A 17,831-nucleotide genomic window follows, 5' to 3' on the forward strand; every position below is an offset into this window, starting at 1 on the left:
AGCGGAGAAATTGGAAGAGAAAGGGGATTTACGGCAGATTGGCGCGGGCATGCGCATCTTTCTTCTGCTCGATGTGAGAATTGATGAGTTGAAGTTCCGGATGGCGGGTTACCAGATTGATAATGTCCTGTGTTGTGACGCCGCCACCTTCAGTGGCGAGGGTGTCATAGATTTTCCTGATGAGCGTGTAATCCTCCGGCGTATCCAGCGTCCAGCGGTGCTGGGTGAGGTTGTCCGGCCCTGTGAAGGAGCGCAGATGGAAGATTTCCGGGTTGTTGTAAAAAAACGGTGTCACATGCTCGCGATCATATGTCCGCGTGGCTTCACGGCAGGCCCGGTTCAGTGCATCCATGGTGAAAATCTCGGCGTCCAAACCACGCGGGAAGGTGCGCACGATCACATTGCTGAAATAGTCGATCTGCCGCCCTTCAGTCACTTCCTGGGTGAACGTGGCGAGCATCTCGTCGAGCAGTGTGCCGTCGAAGAGCGGGCAGTCGCAGGTGATGCGTACCACGACGTCCGCCCCAGCGGCATTGGCGGTGGACTGATAACGTGCCAGCACATCGTCGGAGCTACCCCGGAAGCAGGGAGCGCCAATGCGCTCTGCCTCGGCATGCACCGCATCATCGGAGGGTTTGGTGCTCGTCGCCACCCAGACAGAGTGCAGCAGCTTTGCTGAGCGGACCCGGGACACAACCTGTCCCATGACAGATTTATCCCCCAGCGGCAGCAGCACCTTGCCAGGCTGCCGGGTGGAATCATAGCGTGCTTGTATGATGGCAACGATCTTCATGGGTTCGTGATGCTGTGAAGGTGGTTCAGGGAGAGTGGCGTGCCACGTTCGATGTCACAAATGGCTTCTGAGTCAAGCACCTGCTCAAGAAGCCGCGGGTGCAGCCCGTGACCGGGACGAATACAGCGCACGTTGTCAGGTGTGAAGGCTTCACCGGCCTGAATGTCCTTCACGACGAAGAGGGAGCGGCGGAAGGCTTTGCTCTTGGCCTCTTTTTCCGAAATGACGTAGTTGTCGGGCTTGCCGAGTGCTTGTTCGACGATGCGGATCGCGTCCACCATCGCGCGGAACTCCTGCGGCTCCATGCTAAAGGTCGAATCGGGGCCGCCTTGGGTGCGGTCGAGGATGAAATGCTTTTCGATGATGCAGGCACCGAGCGCCACCGCCGCCACGGGCACGGTGTGGCCCAGCGTATGATCACTGAGGCCAATGGGGACACCAAAACGCCGCTGCATGTCCTGGATGGTGAGCAGGTTCATCTCCGCAGGGTCGGCGGGATAGGCGCTGGTGCATTTCAGCAAGGCTACCGGGCCACTCTTGGCCTTTCGCAGCACTTCCACGGATTCTTCGATTTCTTCCAGTGAAGCCATGCCAGTGGACATGATGATCGGTTTGCCAGTGGCGGCCACCTTGCGCAGCAGTGGGTGGTCGATCATCTCAAAGGAGGCGATCTTGTGCGCTGGCACGTTCATGCCTTCGAGAAAGTCCACCGCGCTGTCATCGAAGGGCGTGGAGAAAAAGTCGAGCCCCAGCTCGGTGGCCAGTGCCTGAAGCTTCGGCTGCCAATCCCAGGGCATGAAGGCTTCCTGATACAGTTCGTGCAGCGTTTTGCCGTCCCATAGCGTGCCGCCGGTGATTTTGAAGGGCGGTTTGTCGCTGGCGATGGTCAGTGTGTCCGCCGTGTACGTTTGCAACTTCACCGCGTCCGCGCCGGCCTCCTTCATGGCGCGAATGGTGTCGGCGGCGATCTGAAAGTCCCCACCGTGATTCGCCGAGAGTTCGGCGATGATGTAGCAGGGCTGGCCGGAGCCGAGGGAGTGGGTGCCGATCTTCATTCTTGTGGAGCGCCGAGACTAGCTGCGTTGGCAATGAATTCAACGGACTCCGTGCCGTGCTGCCGTTTTACGACATCTGCGCGCTCAAAAAAAACGCAGGAAAGGGGGTGTGCTTTTTACCTAACCGCGCACTTCGGCGATGTATTCCCGCACCGCACGCAGCGTCTCACCGGCGATATCGGCGTGAGGTTTGGCAAACGGCGGTCGGAACCACGGAAAGCTGCCCAGCAGGTCGGGCGTGACCAAAACCTGGCCATCCGTGCCTGAACCGGCCCCGATGCCGATGGTGCTGGCTTTGACTAAGTCGGTGATCTGTGTGGCGACCTCGGGCACGATGCTCTCCAAAACCATCGCCACGGCCCCGGCTGCATCCAGAGCACGAGCATCGGCGATGAGGCGGTCGATTTGCTCGTTGGTCTTGCCTTTCTTCTTGTAACCGCCTTCCTCCTTCACGCTCTGCGGCAACATGCCGATGTGACCGACGAATGGGATGCCTGCGTCGATAATTGCCCGCGCCTGCGGGATCATCGAAACGCCGCCTTCGAGCTTCACGGCGGACGCACCGCAATCCATGAGGCGTCTGGAATTTAAAACCGCTGCTTCAGACGTGCGGTAGCTGGCGAAGGGCAGGTCGGCGATCACCGGCGTACGTTTGACGCCCCGGCACACGGCGGCGCTGTGGTGCAGCATCATGTCCATGGTCACGCCAGTGGTGTCTGGCAGGCCGAGCACGACCATGCCGAGCGAATCGCCGACGAGGATCAAATCGACGCCCGCGTCATCAAGCATCCGGGCCGTGGGATAGTCGTAGGCGGTCAGCACGGCCAGCTTGGGGCCACTGGCCTTGCGCTGGAGGAGTTCGGCGAGGGATGTCAGCATGGGGTGCCGATGCATCGCCGCCATCGACATGAAATTCAAGCGTGACAGACTCTGTTAGTTTGTGTTGAATGTGAATGCCATCCGGCCCTCCACCCAACTCCATCAACCATGAAAACTCTTCTGACCCTTCTTGCCCTTGCCAGCGCACTGACATTTTCCGCCGCCGCTGCCGAACCGGTGAACAGTGAATGCCCGGTCTGCCATAAAGATGTTCGTCTCATTTTCCACAGCAACTCCAAGGACGGCAAGCGCGTCGCCTTTGCCACGGCGGAGTGCAAAGGAAAGTTTGATCGGACGCCGGGCAAGTACCAGGTGAAGCCGAAGTCCTGAGCCGACGCCGCAGCTCCAGCGGTTGTTCGCTACCGCGAAGCCTTGAGGACGCCTCACCGCACAGATGCGGCTTTAGCGCGCATCTCGCGCATTGATTCGCCGCCAAGGCGTTCTAAAGATACCCACCCATGAACTTCCGGTGCCTGCCTGTCATTCTCGGAGCCACAGCCGCCTTCGGCTTGTCTTCCTGTTTCACCAATTCCTCCGTCGTCAGCCTGAATTACGTGCCGATGCCCCGCCAGGTGCGGCACGGCGCGCCGGAGTTCGCTGTGGGTAAGTTCAAAGATCGGCGTGGCGTTGAGCCGCAGACACTGGGTCATGTGCGCATGCCCATCGGGCCGAAGGTCGATACCCTGCAAACCCGGCTGCCCGTCAGCGATGTGGTGCGCAACGCCTTTGGTTATGGCCTGGAAACACGCGGCATGGTTGCGCCTGATACCAAGGCCCGCTTTATCCTGACAGGAGAGGTCGAGGATCTGCGGGCGCAGCTTCTGGTGCATCCCTATGGGTATGCACGCATCCGGGTGAACGTGCTGGAAGCCGGTTCCGGCCGGGTGCTGTTCACGAAGGTGTATCAAGGTGAGCGCCAGAGCGGTGCTTACCGGCCCGGCAGTGGCTCTCCGGTGCCGGTGCTGCGCGAGCTGACCTCCCGTGCTCTGCAGGAAGCCGTGGATCGTGCGCTGGATGATGTGGAGATGCGCCAGCGCATCGGCGCTGGCGCGGAGGCGCGGCCACGTTACACGCCAGGCATGCTGTGAGGCTCAAATCATCGTCATGCACGACATCCTGACCACCACGGCGAACTCGCTTCACGGTTTCCACATTAACCAGGAGTTGGGCGTCGTTCGTGGCATCATCGTGCGTTCGCGCTCGATCGTCGGTTCCATCGGTGCGGGCATCCAGACCTTGTTTGGCGGCAACATTTCGATCTACACCAAGCTCTGCGAGCAGGCGCGTGCCGAGGCCTTTGATTTGATGAAGCAGCATGCACGCGAACTCGGTGCGAATGCAATCATTGCCATGCGCTACGACGCCACGGAGATCGCTCCGGGTGTCACCGAGGTGCTGTGCTACGGCACGGCGGTGCTGGTGCAGCAGGGCTGATCACTTTGCCAGCGCTTCGTCCAGTACGCGGCCATCTGCGCCGGGGAAGGGGATGCCGAGCAGTTTCGCCATCGTCGGGGTCACGTCGATGTTCTTCACTTCGTCGAGCACGATGCCCTGCTTCACGCCAGCACCGCTGATGACGCAGCAACCGTAGAGGTTTGCATCAAGCTGGAAATGGCCGTGCGCGCCCTTCGGCGGATCGTTCGGGATGATGACGTCGTTGTCGGCCAAAGAATCGGTGAAGGTGTAGCCATCGCCTGCGAGCAGGACGAGATCAGGCTCACGGCCATCCTTGTCGGCGGTGATGTGATGCAGTTTGCTGTCGAAGTCCTTGGCTTCGACGACACCCTCCACGCCTTCCAGCTTCGCGAGTTTCGGCGTGATCTGCTTCAGGATGCTGTCGCGGTTCGCCGCATCGAGCACATAGACGAAGCACGCGCCGCCTTCGGCCATCGCGAAGACCGGCGAGTCGGGCGCGAGGCTCTTGCCGAGCACCGATTTGACAAAACCATCTTGCCGCAGCGCTGCGTTGGCGTTGATGGATTTGGTGAAGGTGACGAAACCGTGGTCGGTGGTGATGATAAACGTCGTCTTGTCACGAATGCCCGCTTCTTCGGTGGCGCGAATGAGATCCGCCACGCGATTGTCCGAGTCATTCGCCGCCCAGTAGGCTTCCGGCACCTGACGACCATGCGCATGCTCAAAGGAATCGAGACTGACGAGGTGGATGGCCAGGAAGTTCGGCTTGTGCTTCTTGATGATGTGCGTGGCGAGCTGCGCATACATGTAGTCACGCTGCGCTTTGCCTGCGTTGCCGAGCTTGCACCATTCCATCTGCTTTTCTATGGGGATGCCCGCGGCACGCGCTTCTTCGAGTAGCGATGGCGTCCCGTACTTCTCAAACAATTCCTGCTCAAACACATCGGGCACCGTCCAGTCGAGCGTCTTGGCTCCGCGTGAGGCGGGCCAGATCACCCCAGCCGTGGTTAAGCCGGCGGTCTTGGCGGCGTCGTAGATCGTGGGTGTTTTGACGATTTCGTCCTTGTTGAAGAGTGGATCGGGAATGAGCGGCACCTTCTTCCGCGTTGCACGGTCGAAGTATTCGTTCGCCAGCACACCATGCTTGCCCGGATGTACGCCGGTGACGAGCGTGGTGTGATTTGTCCACGTCACCGTCGGAAACGAGCACTCCATGCGTTTCGCCCGCACACCGTTCGCCGCGAGCGACTTCACCGCCGGCATGTGGCACTTGGGATCATCGAAATAATGATGCGCCCAGCCGTCGATGCTGACGAGGATGACGTGCTCGCTCGGGGCCGCGTGGATGAGCGATGCGGAGGCGGCGAGGAGAGTGAGGGGGCGAGCGAGCATGGCGGAGTATGCCAAACGGGAATTTCGCCACAATGGTTTCACTCGGAGTCGATGCCCCAGCAATTATTCCAGCCTTTCATGGGATGGGGTACCAGTGCACAAACTGCATCCCGGTTGGCAAATCCAGATTGTATTGAACTCCTACGGGCGGGCGGCTCGAATCAATGATTGCTTTCAAATCGGGAAAGTCTGTTTCTGAATTCATAGGACCCGATACAGAGAGGCACCCTCCATTAGCCGTGAAAGGCGAGATTTTCAGCTTCGCAAACCTCGGGTCCTGATCGAGCAGAGGTTGCAAAGCCGGAATATGTCTTTCCGCCGCTTTGAGATTTCTGATTTGTGGGTGAAAAGGAAATGGGCCGTACACCATGGTGTAAACAACACCTGCCAGACTAATCAGCAGAAGGATGGAGAGAACGGTCCGAAATTCTAGGGAGCTCTTTTTCATGTTCGATGTCGAGAGGCTAAACTCTGCTCACTTGAACTCCTTCCAAATGATTGGGTCTCTTCCCGGACACTGTAGATCATACATGACGCCCACAGGCGGGTTGCTTGCCCGGACAGTTTTTTTCAGGTCGGGGAAATCCGATTCAGAATTCAACGTGCCGCGGATAGACAGCATGCCACCACCGCCAGTGTAAGCATCGGCCTTTACTTTGAAGAAACGAACATCCCGCAGAAACAACGGCTGCAATACCTGAATATGAGAACATGCTGCCCGCATGTTTCTCACTTGCTGCGTCCCAGGATAGCACGTCGCGAGGAAGTAAATGACAGCGGGGCCGATGACAATCGCATAGACATGCCAGGTTATGCTGCGCAACGCGATGCCACAGCAGCGCATGAGGAAGCGCAGGCTGATGAGAGCCCTAGCAGCGAATCTGCTCGAATTGGCGGTGCGTTGCATGGAGTTGAGAAGAGTAAGCCGAACATCGGTACCCTCTTGCTCTCAAATCCAGCCGTCAAGCTGCGGTCTCTTCAGAACGCAGTATTCTCAGCGGCAACAGGCCACCGACTCACTTCCCGACGCGATACAGCTTGTCCTGCGTGCGGATGAAGAGGCTGCTGTCGCTGACGGAGATGCTGGCGCGGACGCTCTGGAAGTTGCCGTTGGGCTTGGAGCCGTTGCCCATCTCGTTCATGCCCAGAAGCTCAAACTTATCGGTGTCGGCCTTGGCGACATAGACTTCGCCCCAGAAGTTGATGCAATAGACTTTGCCATCCGCCACGGTCGGGCTGCTTTCAAACTTGGTCTTGCCACCGAGTTCGCCCGTCCACACGACCTTGCCGGTTTTGGGCTCCAGGCAGCTCAGGGTCTTCTTGCCGCCGTCGAGGACGTAAAATTTGCCTTTGTAGAAGGCGGGCGTTGGCACATCGCTGGTCACGCCTTTGGTTTCAGTCTGCCAGACGGGCTTGGTTTCGCCTTTGGAGTCGAGCGGCATGGCAAAGACTGGCGAGTTCTTCGGTGCGCAGACGATGGCCATGCCGTCTCCGGCGACGGGGGAGGGGACGAGGCGGAAGAACTTGTTGTAGCTCTCACCGGGCGGGTTCCAAGTGGCGATGCGGGAGAATTCTTTGCCAGTGGCCGCGTCGTGAATGGTGAGCGTGTCACCGCCAGAGATCAGCATGAGGCGCTGGTCTTTGTAAGTGGTGAAAACCGGGCTGCTGAAGGCTTCCAGCGACTCCGTGTTGCCGAGGCTGGGGCGGATCTGCTTCCAGAGGTCTTTCCCTGTGGCTGGATCAATCGCGAGAATGTAGCTGCTCAAATCCTTGCCGGGTGTGCCCTTTTCGAACTTGTCCTGGAACTTGAAGGTCTCGTTGCGCTGAAGCACCTGGATGTACAGCTTGCCGCCGTCGATGGTGGGGCTGCTGCCATAGGTCCACTGCGTGGCGAAAGCACCATGCGTCTCTTTGAAATCGCGCTTCCAGACGATCTTGCCGCTGAAATCGCACGCGGCAGCCACGGCGTTGGCGAAGAGGAAGTAAACACGGTCGCCATCCGTCGCCGCAGAAGGGCTGGCGAGGTTGCTCTTGTCGTCCCATTGAATCTCGCTGCCTTCGGAAATGGTGACGCGCCATTTTTCCTTCCCCGTTTCTTTGCTGTAGCAAAGGCCCACGAGCTTCTTCTCGGCATCGATGGGGGCCGTCAGAAACACATTGTCGCCCCAGATGACCGGCACGGAGGCGGAAAGGCCGGGCATGTCCACCGCCCACTTCACGCCCTCAGTGGTGCTGAATTTTACCGGCAGGCCGGTTTCGGTCGAGGAGCCGTCTTGATTGGGGCCGCGCCAGTTGGGCCAGTTTTCGGCGAGAGCGGCGGATTGGAGTGAAAGCGATGCGAGCAGGAGGGCGGCGGGTAATTTCATGGCGGAGTGAGAGAAGCGAATACGCACTGGCATGTCGAGATGTTTTCGCGAATTGATCGCCACTTTGAATCTCCCGACTCTGAATCACTGGCAATCGACCGCCCTCGCCATTCTCGGCGTCGCCGTCGGCTTGGCGCTGCATCTGCGCTGGCATCCGCTACAGCGGCATTGGTCCGATGCGTGGGATTTCGTACGGTTGCGGCCCGCTTTGATCCTTTGGACGGCGGGGGCGATGCTGCTGGCCTCGGTGACTGGCGAGGCAAGTCCGGCATATACATTCGCGCAACTGACTGATTGGCGGGAAGTCATTGTGCCGCTCGCTCGTGATGCGGCGGCGCATCTAGTCGTGCTGCCGCATGCGTTGATCCCGCCGTGGCCGTTTGCGTGCCTCGTGCCGTTGGCGCTGATGTTTCTGACCGTGCGCATCTGGCGCTGGCCGTATCGCTATGGCGAGCGCAAACCTGGTCCTGAGCAAAAACTCGCGCTGCTTGCCGCTACTTTGATCGGCTTTGGCTGGCTGGTGCTGGAGGTGAGCAGCATGAAGCACATGCTGCCGGAAGGTGCCGAGTCACTCAAACTCGGCGCACGCTATGTTTTCACCGCTCTCGCTGCCGCAAGCATGCAGGTGTGGGTCGCTCGCTTCGTCATCGCTTGGGAAAAACCGCAGAACACGGAGGCGGATGGCGATGCGGTGGCGGCGCTGGAGCACACCTTCGCCCGCTGGCAAAGCGTGGCCGCGCTGGCCGGTTTCGATCTGCTGTGGATGAGCTGGCGGCTCTGGCAGTTGAACACACCATCGAGTATCGGTGGCTGGTTCTGGATCGAATTGTTGCTGATTTTCGCGGCACTGCCACTCGCCGTGGCGGCGGTGCCGGGGCATTTTTTCCATCAGGGAGCCGTGGCACTGCGGATTTTGTTTCGTGCGCTGCTCCCGTTGCTCGCGTTGGCGGTCACGGCGTTCGCCTTTCTGATTCTCGCGCATTACGCTTCGGCCATGGCGCATGCGTTGAGCGCGGATTCCCCGCTGTGGCACATGATCGTGCTGCCCTTGGATGCTTTGGTGCTTGCCATGCTGGATTGCTGGCTATTGCTAGCCGCTCTTCTCATCATGCTGCGCCACGGCTTTCCACGTTCTCCTTCCGCATGACCAGCGGCACGCTTTCTCCTGAACAGATCGTGCGGCGGGCCAAGTCGAACCTCGCTTTCGCGCTCGCTTGCCTGCCCAAGGAACGCCGGCGTGACATGATCGCCTTTTATGCCTTCTGCCGCGTCGTCGATGACATCGCTGACGACACTGGCAACAGCGCGGAACACAAAGAGAAGGAATTGAACCACTGGAAGCAGTGTGTCGAAGAAGGCAAGCCCCCCGGCCATCCCGTGCTCGATGAAGTGCTGCTGCTGCCGCAAAAATACGGTTTCCCGCGTGCCTGGCTCGGTGAGATCATCGACGGCGTCGCCAGCGACATCACCAAGACGCGCTACGCCACGTTCGAGGAACTCCTCGGCTACTGCTACAAGGTGGCGAGCGTGGTCGGCCTCGTGAGCATTGAAATTTTCGGCCACACAAACCCAGCCACGCGCGATTACGCCATCAACCTCGGCTATGCGCTGCAATTCACCAACATCATCCGCGATGTCGGCCAGGATGCGCGTGACACGGGCCGCATCTACATCCCGCAGAGCGAACTGCGGAAGTTTGGCGTCCTCGAGAGCGAGATCCTTGATGCGCGTCCGAGTGAACGCTTCACCAAGATGATGGAGTTTCAGTATGCCCGCGCACGTGACTACTACGCTGCCGCCAAAAAGGCGCTGCCGCCGGAGGATCGCAAAAACATGGTCGCCTCCGAGATCATGGGGGCGATTTATTCGCGCATCCTCGAAAAGCTCAAGCGCGAGAAGTTCCCCGTCTTCACCAAGCGCTGCCGCCTCAGCAAGCTGCATAAGGTGTGGATTCTCGGCAGTCACTTGATCAAGGCACGGTTTGGCCGCTGATTCTCACCATGAAACTGCCGAACGGTCATCGTGCTGAGCTGGGCGAAAAGCTGGATGAATATGTTCTCAATGAGGATCATCCACGAGGCAGGCACAAGGCGCGTGTTTTCAAATCAGTGCTTGGCATCACGATCGGCAATTCTTACCTGCTCCAGCAGGCCATTCTCGATGCTGTGGCGAGCTCTGACCAAGCTGTCGAGACAGGCGATCACGGTTTCGGCATGACTTACCGCCTGATTTTTCGCATGGAAGGAAACGGCAGAAGCGCCCAGGTGCTCACGGGCTGGATCGTCGAGCGAGGAACGGACTTTCCAAGACTCACGACTTGCTACATACTTACCGCCGAATGAAACCTGTGATTCACGAGCACGATGTCGTCGCCCTGCTGGAGGACACTCCGGCGGAGCACTTTATCTCGCGCGAGCCGATCACGCTCAAACGCGGACTCGTCGGCACGGTGGTGATGCTGCATGGCGGAGAGGTCTGCGAGGTTGAATTCGCCAGTGAAGATGGATGTGCGCAGGCGCTGTGGCCGATCCCAGTCTCACGGCTCATGCCCATTCATTACCCAGCGCTTGCCGCCGCCTGATCATGGCCGGTCTTCAGGATGTTGATTGGGGTTCAGGCTGCCAACCTGTACTTTTCTGATAGAAATCCCGCTTTTTGTGCGGCTTCTTCGCCCTTAATCCCCATGCGTTCCTTTGCCTTTTTGCTGATCCTTTCCGCGTTTTCCGTGTGTTCCGTAGGCCACGCCGAAACCAAACCCCTCAAAGCCCTCCTCATCACTGGAGGCTGCTGTCACGACTACGCAAAGCAGCACGAGGTCATCTCCAAAGGCATCCAGTCTCGCGCGAATGTGCAGGTGGATGTGATCTGGACGGACGACAAAGGCACGAACCCGCCTCTGCCGGTCTATGACAAGGTGGATTGGGCGAAGGGCTACGACATCATCATCCACGACGAGTGCGCGGCGAGCATGAACAACAAGGAGACGCTCACGCGCATCCTCGACGCTCACAAAACGATCCCGAGCATCCAGCTTCACTGCGCCATGCACAGCTTCCGCACGGGCGAGGATCGCTGGTTCAAGCGTCTCGGCCTGCAATCGAACTCGCACGGCCCGCAGGAGCCTATCGCGATCACGTTTGTCGATAAAGAGCACCCGATCACGAAGACGCTCGCCGACTGGACCACGATCAAAGAAGAGCTGTACAACAACGTGAACCTGTTCGACGCGCATCCGCTCGCGATGGGCAAGCAGATGGTCAAAGGCAAGGCGGTGGAATACATCGTGGCCTGGACGAACGAAAAAGACGGTGCCCGCAGCTTCAGCACGACCATCGGGCACAACACGGAGACCGTCGCCGATGCGCGTTACCTTGATCTCATCACGCGCGGCCTGCTTTGGGCCTGTGACAAGCTTTCGCCGGATTTTCTCGTGCCGTTCAAGGGCGAGAACAAGGTGACGTTTGTCGCTGCAAAGCCGGTGGAGGCTCCGAAGCCAGCGCCCGCGCCGAAAGACGCCACGGGCATCAAGGCGAGCGCGAGCAGCGAGGAGACGGGCAAGAACAACTTCGCCTGGCGAGCGGTGGACAATGACGAAGGCACCCGCTGGTGCGCCAGCGGCCCGGATTATCCGCAGTGGTTGCAGCTTGAGTTGGAGAAGCCACAGACGCTCACCGGCATCGAGACCTCCTGGGAAAACAACAACGTGTATCAATTCAAAGTCGAAGGCAGCACCGATGGCAAAACGTGGACCACGCTCGCAGACGGCAGCACGAACGAGAAGAACGCGCCTTACTCGAATGACTTCGCCAAGGCCGACGGCATCCGCTTTGTGAAGGTGCATGCGCTTGGTGTAAAGAGCGGCGGCTGGGCCAGCATCCGTGAGGTGCGGCTCAAGGGCCCTAACATCAAAGGCATCGCGCCGAAGCTGAGCGCTGAGCAGGAAAAAGCGGCGAACGATCCCCACAAAGACAGCGGCAACATCGTGCCGAAGATCGTCAAACTCACGCCGGAGGCGGAAGCCGCCATTTTGAAAGATGTGAAGGTCGCCGAGGACTTTGAGGTCTCCCTTTTCGCGAATAGCGCCGCCGCGAACTACCCTGTCTTCCTCGCTGCGGAGCCAGATGGCACGCTTTACGTTTCCTCCGACGGAAACGGCTCCGTGGAGCGCAAACCCAACCGTGGACGCATCATCCGCCTGCGCGACCTCGATGGCGATGGCCGCGCCGATGAAACAAGGGTCTTCTGCGAGGTGGACAGCCCGCGCGGCCTCGTCTGGGACCACGACCGACTCTACCTCGTGCATCCGCCGCACCTCAGCGAGTTCATTGATGCCGATCACGACGGCGTCGCCGAAAAGCAGAACATCCTCGTCAATGGCATCGCTTTCGATTTCAAAGATCGCCCCGCCGATCACACCACGAACGGCCTCAGCCTCGGCATCGACGGTTGGCTTTACATCGCGGGTGGCGATTTCGGATTCCTGAAGGCCACCGGCACCGATGGCAAAACGCTTCAGCATCGCGGCGGCGGCGTCATCCGCGTGCGACCCGACGGCACCGGCCTCGAAATCTACTCCACCGGCACGCGCAACATCCTGGAGGTCGCCATCAGCCCGCTGATGGACATGTTCGCCCGCGACAACACGAACGACGGCGGCGGCTGGAACGTCCGCTTCCACCACTTCACCGGCCTCGACGACCACGGCTACCCGCGCCTCTACAAAAATTTTAATGATGAGGCCATCCAGCCCCTCGCCGACTACGGCGGCGGCAGCGGCACCGGCGCAGTTTACATCGACGAACCCGGCTTCGGCGCTTGGAACAACGCCCCCTTCACCTGCGACTGGGGCACTGCTGCCCTTTGGCATCATCAGGTGAAGCCCAAAGGCGCCACCTTTGAAGAAACCCGCAAGCCCGAGCCCTTCATCAAAATGACCCGCCCCACCGACGCCGATGTCGATGCCATGAGCCGCGTCTATTGCGCCAGTTGGAAAGGCGCCACCTTCGGCTGGGCCGGGCCGGATGTGGGTTACATCGTGCAAGTGCGGCCGAAGGGCTGGCGCATCGGCGGAGGTCAGGCTTCCAGCCTGACGACGGCCCGAGGCTTCCAGCCTTCGGCCTCCGATCAAGGCGGGACGCCCCGATCCGCTGACAGGCCAGAGGCCTATCCTCCATTCATCGTCGAGCCGCTGCCGGATTTCGCGAAGGCGAAGGATGAGGAGCTGGTGAAGGTGTTGGAGTCCGCGAGCCATCGCCGGAGGATGGAGGCGCAGAGGGAGTTGGTGAGGCGTGACGCGGTGCAGAAGGAGGCCGTGGCGTTGAGCGGGCTGATCCGTAACAAGGAGTCTAAGGCCGGAGCTCGTGTGGCTGGCATCTATGCCCTGGCTCTGGGGGCCAAGAGGCAGGCGGACTACAATGTTAGCCTGTCGTATCCGCAGAGCCCGGAAGAATGGCAGGTGGTGTTGGCCGCGCATCGCGCCTGGCCCCGGTTTAAAACTGGCGACCGCACCTCGGCGATGTTCAATGTTTCCAACAGCAAGGAGGGCAGCGTCTACACCGACTCACGCATGGCGCTACAGGAGGCCTGGATTCTGAAGCGTCTCACTGACGACGTTGGAGAGGACTCCCAAAAGGCGGCCTATGTGGCGCAATATCTGAACGCCAGCATTGATCCCGTGGCGCGGCATTCTGTCATTCGCGCGCTGGGCATGGCCGGTGCCTTCGCGCATTGCTTTGCCGTGCTTGATGCTCGCGCTGATATCTCGCGCGTAGATGCGGTGACCAGACATGATGCACTCCGAGCGCTAGCGATGATGCACCAGCCTGCGGTAATCACCGGTCTCATTGAGCGTTTCAGCAAAGCAACGGACGTTGTACTGCGTCAAGGAATTCTCTCGGCCTTGTGCCGTCTCCATTTCAAGGAAGGCGAGTGGAAGGGCGATTCGTGGGGCACGCGGCCGGACACGCGGGGGCCGTATTACCAGCCGGAGGCCTGGAGCGAGACGCCGAAGATCGCCGTGGCGCTGAAGGACGCGCTGGCGAAGGCCACGCCGGAGGAAGCCGCCTTCTTGGTGAAGGAGCTGAACCGCAACCGCATCCAGTTCAACGAGGCGCAGCAGCGCATCCTCGAACTCGCGAAGAAGGACCCGAAGGTGCTGCCGGAGCTGGCGGCGCAGCTTGCTGGTGCGGAGGAGATTCCGGCGGAGGCGGTGCCGCTGCTGGTCGGACTCGTCCGACAGGTCGGACCTGTCGGACCGGCGACGCTGGCGCAGGCCATCACCGCTTTGGCGAAGACCGACAGCGCCGACGGCGTCTCTGCCACCCTGGCTGCGCTGGAGCCGCTCAAGAAGCTCCGGGACTCCGGCAAGGACTACGATGCCGCCTTCAACTCCTTCCTGAACGCTCCGAAGCTCGAAAATCATCATCAGCTAATCGAGCAGATCGCGGAGAAGCTGGAGGGCACCACGTCGATTTACGCGGATGCGGCGTTGCTGAACCTGGCGAATCGCAAAGCAGGCAGCCCGGAGTCGATTCAGCTCTCGCAGAAGGCGCTCGACAGAGGCTGGGCGGATGCGAAGCGCCGCAAACAGATCGTGGAAGCGATTGGATTGATCAAACATCAGGCGTCGGCGGGCAAGGTGCTCGCCGCGCTCAATGATCCTGATCCGAAGGTCAAAGCTGCCGCCGAAGGTGCCGCCAAGGCGATGAAGCTGAGCCGCGAGAAGGACACCACGCCGCTGGTCAGTACGCTCAAGCCCGAGGACGTGCTCGCCAAGGTCATCCAGATGAAGGGCGATGTCGCCATCGGCGAAATGGCCTTCACCAAGGCCACCTGCATCGCCTGCCACACGACGAAGGAGTCCGAGCCGCAGAAGGGGCCGTATCTCGGCAACATCGCGCAGACCTACAAGCGGCCCGATCTCGCGCAGAACATCCTCGATCCGAACAAAACCATCGCCCAGGGCTTCGCCAGCGAAGTGATCACGATGAAGGACGGCACGCAGCAGATGGGCTTCATCACGCTCGAAGGGGCGAGCGAGGTCAAGCTGCGCAACATCACTGCACAGGAGTTCACCTTCAAAACCGCTGACATCAAAGAGCGTCAGAAACTGCCGATCTCGATCATGCCGCCTGGATTGGCGAACAACCTGACGCTGCGCGAGTTCGCGTCGCTGCTCGATTATCTGGAGTCGCTGGTGAAGAAGTGACCGTGCGTTGCCGCAGTCCGGCGTGTCCGCGCTGCCTTACTGAGCGGCGAGTGCCGCCGCAGCTTTCGCCTTGGCGACCTGGGCTTTCTTGAGAATCTCCTCGGTGCTCGGCAGGCTGGCGAGGACGTCGGCGGGGATGAAGCCGTCGCCGACGAGTTTGGTGAGGCACTTCTTCCGTTCGTCGAGGGCCTTGTCGGGGCTGCGCTCTTTGCTGAAGCGGGATTTGGCGGCGGCGCTGCGGTCTTTGAGGGCGGAGTAGATGTCGCCGCCGAGGAGCGAGGAGATGTCCACCTTGATCTTTTCGCGTCCGGCTTCGGATTCGTTGATTTCATCGCCGTTGATCGGTCCCGCCTGATACTTGGGGAACATGATGGCGACTTCGGGGCAGACGCGGGAGCAGGCGGGGCAGTTGGTCTTGCAGTTGTCGTTGTTCTGGACCTGGATCTTGTTGGTGTCGCTGACGCCATAGACGTCGAAGAGGCAGAAGCTGAGGCACTGCATGCAGTTGGTGCAGCGCGAGTAGTCGATGACGGGGAACCAGGGCTTCCATTTGCCGGGTTCGTTCATGGGCTTGTCGCCGCGCGATTTGCTGACGAGGGCGACGATGGCGTCGGGGTCGAGGCCGGTGATGTCGCGGGTGTCGATGCTGACGAGGCCGGTGGCGTCTTCCAAAGCGGGGGCTTTACCCTCAAAGGCACCGAGGACGAGCAGGCTGCGGTCATCATGCGGCATGGCGCTGGCTCCCTGCCCACTGCGCGTGACGGTGTAACCTTGATCGAGCAGGGCCATCATCACTTTGGCGCGGGATTCGGCGGGAAGCTGGATGCTGCCGCTGCCTTCGTAGAGGACGACGCGGAGGGGGCGGTGGGTGTGGGTGATCATGGCTCGATGCTGGATGCTGGTTGCTGGATGCTGGAGTCAGAAAGCAGCGCGATGGTGATCTCGGCGGCGGTCTGGGTGCGCATGTTGAGGATCTCGGTGTTCTCGGGGAGAGGGAACCCGGCTTGCTGGAACAGGCCTTTTACGGCACGCGGGTAGCAGGCGGCGATGCGGAGTTTTCCACACGAGGCGATGGCCTGGAGCCGTGGATCGCGATGCGCGGCCATTTCGCAGAGATCTGAGACGGTCTCGAAGCTGGTGTCTGCGGCGCAGAGTTGCTGCAGGACGTCGTTTTTGACACCGGTGGGCACGACCTGGGCGTAGGCGCAGCGGCAGTAGAGAATGGTCGGGGTAGATGACAAGGCGCGTGAAGGGGAGTTCGCGGCAGTTTGGGCGCGGGCGGTGAACTGCGCAACTGCCGTGAAAATGACGAATCACGAATTCCCGAATGACGAGGGGCTACGACGTGGTCTTGCGCTCGACGTTGAGGCCCATCTTGCGGTAGAGCGTGGCGATGGAGACGCCGAGCATGCTGGCGGTCTTTTCGCGCGAGCCGCTGTTGTATTTGAGGGTCTCCTGGATGAACACACGCTCCTGCGCTTTGATGAAATCATCGAGCGGGGAGCCGATGGGGAGCTTGGTGATGCCTTCGCTGGTGGAGGGGGTGGGAATCTCGATCTGCTGGGTGACTTTGGCGGGCAGGTCGGAGGGGCGCACGCGGTCATTTTCGGCGAAGGCGCAGGCGCGCTCGATGGCGTTGCGCAGTTCGCTGACGTTGCCGGGCCAGTTGTACTTTTCGAGGAACTCGACGGCGTTGGCGTCGATGGTCTTGACCTTGGTGTCGGTGCGTTCGGCGAGTTCTTTGAGGAAATGCTCGACGAGGGGTTTCACATCCTCACGGCGGTTGCGCAGTGGGGGGATTTTCAACGGCACGACGGAAAGCTTGTAGTAGAGGTCTTCGCGGAACTTGCCGGCCTTGACGGCGTCTTCGAGGGAGACGGTGCTGGACACGATGAGGCGGAAGTCCGGGCCGCCGGAGCCGTTGCCCCAGCCTTTTTTGGCCTGTGCTTCATCGAGGAAGGTGTTCAACTGGGCCTGAATGCGCGCGGGGAGCTGATTGACCTCAGCAAGGTGGATGGTGCCGCCGGAAGCGCGGTTGAAGATGGCGGTCTGGCCGAACAGCTCGGTGTCCAAAGCGTCCTCTGGCATGGCGCTGCATTGCAGTTCCTTGAAGGTGGCGTTGCTGCGGCGGCTGGCCTCATGCAGCGCCCGGGCGACCATGTGTTTGCCGACGCCGAACTCGCCTTCGAGGAGCACGGGGCTGTCGTTGTTGGCGACGCGGCGAACGATGTCAAAGATGCGCTGCAAGGCGTCGCTGTGGCCGATGAGTTTCGAGGCGGAAGCGGAACGCAGCGTGGTGCTGGGCATGGACGCCGGCGTCGCAGCGGCGGTGCCATTGCGCTGGAGCGCCTGATTCACGGTTTTGATGAGATCGCCGAGATCGAAGGGTTTGGTAAGGTAGTCGAAGGCACCGAGGCGCATGGCTTCGACAGCGGTCTCAACGCTGCCATGGCCGGTGACCATAATGACTGCGGTGTTGGGGAACTGATCCCGGCACATGCTGACAAGGTCGAGCCCGTTCACGTCGCCGATGCGCAGGTCCACGATGACCAGATCGGGCTGCTGGGCACGAATGGCAGCGATGCCGTCGATCCCGGTGGTGCTGCCAAAGACCTGATGTCCCGCTGCTTTGCAGAGCTTGGTCATCAATTCCAGAATGGCGGCTTCGTCGTCTATGATTACTAGTTTAGCCATATTGATTTCGTGAAGTGAGAGGCACAGTT

At 60.3% G+C, this 17,831-nt stretch carries 18 protein-coding genes; 8 read left to right on the top strand and 10 right to left on the bottom strand.

Features of this window, described 5'->3' with window-relative positions; all coding sequences use genetic code 11:
• Nucleotides 1-28 precede the first annotated feature (28 nt).
• The 3 genes from ACKVY0_RS01310 to panB all read right to left on the bottom strand — a co-directional run bounded on the left by ACKVY0_RS01310 (nucleotide 29) and on the right by panB (nucleotide 2,727).
• A complete protein-coding gene (locus ACKVY0_RS01310; RefSeq protein ID WP_409212975.1) occupies nucleotides 29-793 on the bottom strand; it encodes a cytidylyltransferase domain-containing protein in 765 nt (254 codons plus the stop codon).
• Nucleotides 790-1,848, bottom strand: a complete 1,059-nt coding sequence (gene pseI, locus ACKVY0_RS01315) for a pseudaminic acid synthase (RefSeq protein ID WP_409212976.1) — start codon at nucleotides 1,846-1,848, stop codon at nucleotides 790-792. The genes ACKVY0_RS01310 and pseI overlap by 4 nt, the downstream gene beginning before the upstream one ends.
• Nucleotides 1,849-1,968: 120 nt before the next feature.
• The gene (gene panB / locus ACKVY0_RS01320) at nucleotides 1,969-2,727 is read right to left on the bottom strand and encodes a 3-methyl-2-oxobutanoate hydroxymethyltransferase (protein WP_409212977.1); all 759 of its coding nucleotides are present in this window, start codon (nucleotides 2,725-2,727) and stop codon (nucleotides 1,969-1,971) included.
• A 108-nt stretch (nucleotides 2,728-2,835) separates the two neighbouring features.
• On the opposite strand from panB, the gene ACKVY0_RS01325 reads away from it, so the two are divergent.
• The 3 genes from ACKVY0_RS01325 to ACKVY0_RS01335 all read left to right on the top strand — a co-directional run bounded on the left by ACKVY0_RS01325 (nucleotide 2,836) and on the right by ACKVY0_RS01335 (nucleotide 4,161).
• Complete coding sequence (locus ACKVY0_RS01325) at nucleotides 2,836-3,057, top strand: hypothetical protein (RefSeq protein ID WP_409212978.1); 222 nt, start codon at nucleotides 2,836-2,838, stop codon at nucleotides 3,055-3,057.
• Nucleotides 3,058-3,185: 128 nt separating this feature from the next.
• Entirely contained in the window at nucleotides 3,186-3,815 is a 630-nt protein-coding gene (locus ACKVY0_RS01330; protein ID WP_409212979.1) for a hypothetical protein, read from the top strand.
• 16 nt (nucleotides 3,816-3,831) lie between these two features.
• Nucleotides 3,832-4,161, top strand: a complete 330-nt coding sequence (locus ACKVY0_RS01335; protein ID WP_409212980.1) for a YbjQ family protein — start codon at nucleotides 3,832-3,834, stop codon at nucleotides 4,159-4,161.
• On the opposite strand, the gene ACKVY0_RS01340 is transcribed toward ACKVY0_RS01335, so the two are convergent.
• The 4 genes from ACKVY0_RS01340 to ACKVY0_RS01355 all read right to left on the bottom strand — a co-directional run bounded on the left by ACKVY0_RS01340 (nucleotide 4,162) and on the right by ACKVY0_RS01355 (nucleotide 7,901).
• Complete coding sequence (locus ACKVY0_RS01340; RefSeq protein WP_409212981.1) at nucleotides 4,162-5,535, bottom strand: alkaline phosphatase family protein; 1,374 nt, start codon at nucleotides 5,533-5,535, stop codon at nucleotides 4,162-4,164. It lies immediately after the preceding gene.
• Between the two features lie 76 nt (nucleotides 5,536-5,611).
• Complete coding sequence (locus ACKVY0_RS01345) at nucleotides 5,612-5,983, bottom strand: hypothetical protein (RefSeq protein ID WP_409212982.1); 372 nt, start codon at nucleotides 5,981-5,983, stop codon at nucleotides 5,612-5,614.
• A gap of 27 nt (nucleotides 5,984-6,010) precedes the next feature.
• Nucleotides 6,011-6,442: a hypothetical protein gene (locus ACKVY0_RS01350; protein WP_409212983.1), complete on the bottom strand. Its 432-nt coding sequence runs from the start codon at nucleotides 6,440-6,442 to the stop codon at nucleotides 6,011-6,013.
• Nucleotides 6,443-6,551: 109 nt separating this feature from the next.
• The gene (locus ACKVY0_RS01355; RefSeq protein ID WP_409212984.1) at nucleotides 6,552-7,901 is read right to left on the bottom strand and encodes a PQQ-binding-like beta-propeller repeat protein; all 1,350 of its coding nucleotides are present in this window, start codon (nucleotides 7,899-7,901) and stop codon (nucleotides 6,552-6,554) included.
• Nucleotides 7,902-7,965: 64 nt separating this feature from the next.
• Between ACKVY0_RS01355 and ACKVY0_RS01360 the strand changes: the two genes are divergently transcribed.
• From ACKVY0_RS01360 to ACKVY0_RS01380, 5 genes are all read left to right on the top strand, one after another.
• On the top strand, nucleotides 7,966-9,048 hold the full coding sequence (locus ACKVY0_RS01360; protein ID WP_409212985.1) for a hypothetical protein: 1,083 nt from the start codon (nucleotides 7,966-7,968) through the stop codon (nucleotides 9,046-9,048).
• The gene (locus tag ACKVY0_RS01365) at nucleotides 9,045-9,893 is read left to right on the top strand and encodes a phytoene/squalene synthase family protein (protein WP_409212986.1); all 849 of its coding nucleotides are present in this window, start codon (nucleotides 9,045-9,047) and stop codon (nucleotides 9,891-9,893) included. The genes ACKVY0_RS01360 and ACKVY0_RS01365 overlap by 4 nt, the downstream gene beginning before the upstream one ends.
• An 8-nt stretch (nucleotides 9,894-9,901) precedes the next feature.
• Nucleotides 9,902-10,243 carry a DUF6883 domain-containing protein gene (locus ACKVY0_RS01370; protein WP_409212987.1) on the top strand — a complete coding sequence of 114 codons (342 nt, stop codon included), beginning with the start codon at nucleotides 9,902-9,904 and terminating at the stop codon, nucleotides 10,241-10,243.
• On the top strand, nucleotides 10,240-10,482 hold the full coding sequence (locus tag ACKVY0_RS01375; protein ID WP_409212988.1) for a DUF4926 domain-containing protein: 243 nt from the start codon (nucleotides 10,240-10,242) through the stop codon (nucleotides 10,480-10,482). The genes ACKVY0_RS01370 and ACKVY0_RS01375 overlap by 4 nt, the downstream gene beginning before the upstream one ends.
• Before the next feature lie 102 nt (nucleotides 10,483-10,584).
• Nucleotides 10,585-15,108, top strand: coding sequence for a discoidin domain-containing protein (locus ACKVY0_RS01380; RefSeq protein WP_409212989.1), 4,524 nt, complete (start codon nucleotides 10,585-10,587; stop codon nucleotides 15,106-15,108).
• Between the two features lie 36 nt (nucleotides 15,109-15,144).
• On the opposite strand, the gene ACKVY0_RS01385 is transcribed toward ACKVY0_RS01380, so the two are convergent.
• From ACKVY0_RS01385 to ACKVY0_RS01395, 3 genes are all read right to left on the bottom strand, one after another.
• Nucleotides 15,145-15,990: a ferredoxin family protein gene (locus ACKVY0_RS01385; protein ID WP_409212990.1), complete on the bottom strand. Its 846-nt coding sequence runs from the start codon at nucleotides 15,988-15,990 to the stop codon at nucleotides 15,145-15,147.
• Nucleotides 15,987-16,349, bottom strand: coding sequence for a hypothetical protein (locus ACKVY0_RS01390; protein ID WP_409212991.1), 363 nt, complete (start codon nucleotides 16,347-16,349; stop codon nucleotides 15,987-15,989). Before ACKVY0_RS01390 ends, ACKVY0_RS01385 begins: the two co-directional genes overlap by 4 nt.
• 97 nt (nucleotides 16,350-16,446) lie before the next feature.
• Nucleotides 16,447-17,802, bottom strand: a complete 1,356-nt coding sequence (locus ACKVY0_RS01395) for a sigma-54-dependent transcriptional regulator (protein WP_409212992.1) — start codon at nucleotides 17,800-17,802, stop codon at nucleotides 16,447-16,449.
• Nucleotides 17,803-17,831: the final 29 nt, after the last annotated feature.

Source organism: Prosthecobacter sp. (genome assembly GCF_046154365.1).
GTDB lineage: Bacteria > Verrucomicrobiota > Verrucomicrobiia > Verrucomicrobiales > Verrucomicrobiaceae > Prosthecobacter.